Annotated in this window: 1 protein-coding gene; it reads left to right on the forward strand. The window is 37.8% G+C overall.

Features of this window, described 5'->3' with window-relative positions; genetic code table 11:
• Positions 1 to 163: 163 nt before the first annotated feature.
• Entirely contained in the window at positions 164 to 493 is a 330-nt protein-coding gene (locus R7O13_RS29780) for a hypothetical protein (RefSeq protein ID WP_017448068.1), read from the forward strand.
• The last annotated feature ends 63 nt before the right edge of the window (positions 494 to 556 follow it).

Below are 556 nucleotides of genomic sequence, written 5' to 3' on the forward strand. Positions count from 1 at the left end.
TTTTAATGTCGAGTAAAAATGCAAATAAACTGCGTTCTCCACACGACCAAATTTTTCTATTATGTGCAAATTAAAAAAGTGATATATGTCAAAGTTTGCATATTAAATCGCATTAATAATCGCCATCCCTTAAAGTTTTGACTTAACAACAAAAGGAGTAGATATGTTTGGCTTCTTTAAACGAAAAGCTTTAAAAAAAAGAGCCTTTAATCTATACAAAGAACTGGTATTTGGCAGGCTATATGAAGGCAACCGTTTCGGGCTAAATGCAGAAGACTTATGCAAAACAACAGGGCTTAATCTATTCTCGACCCTCAATCTGATTCATAGACTTATAGCGACAGGATTGGTGGAGGAGTATGAGCTTGTTGATGTCGTTTGCTACCGAGCGGTGAACGTGCCAATTTATCTAGATGACACCTCTCCGCCAAGCATTATTACCGATTATGTAAAACGTGCAATTGGCCGAGTTGATTTTAAAGGACTGGCTTAACCAACACTTTTTAAAACCGCCCCAAAAGGCGGTTTTGTCGTTTTGCACTGTCATTGCGTTTTC

This window comes from Vibrio sp. Y176, from assembly GCF_033438945.1.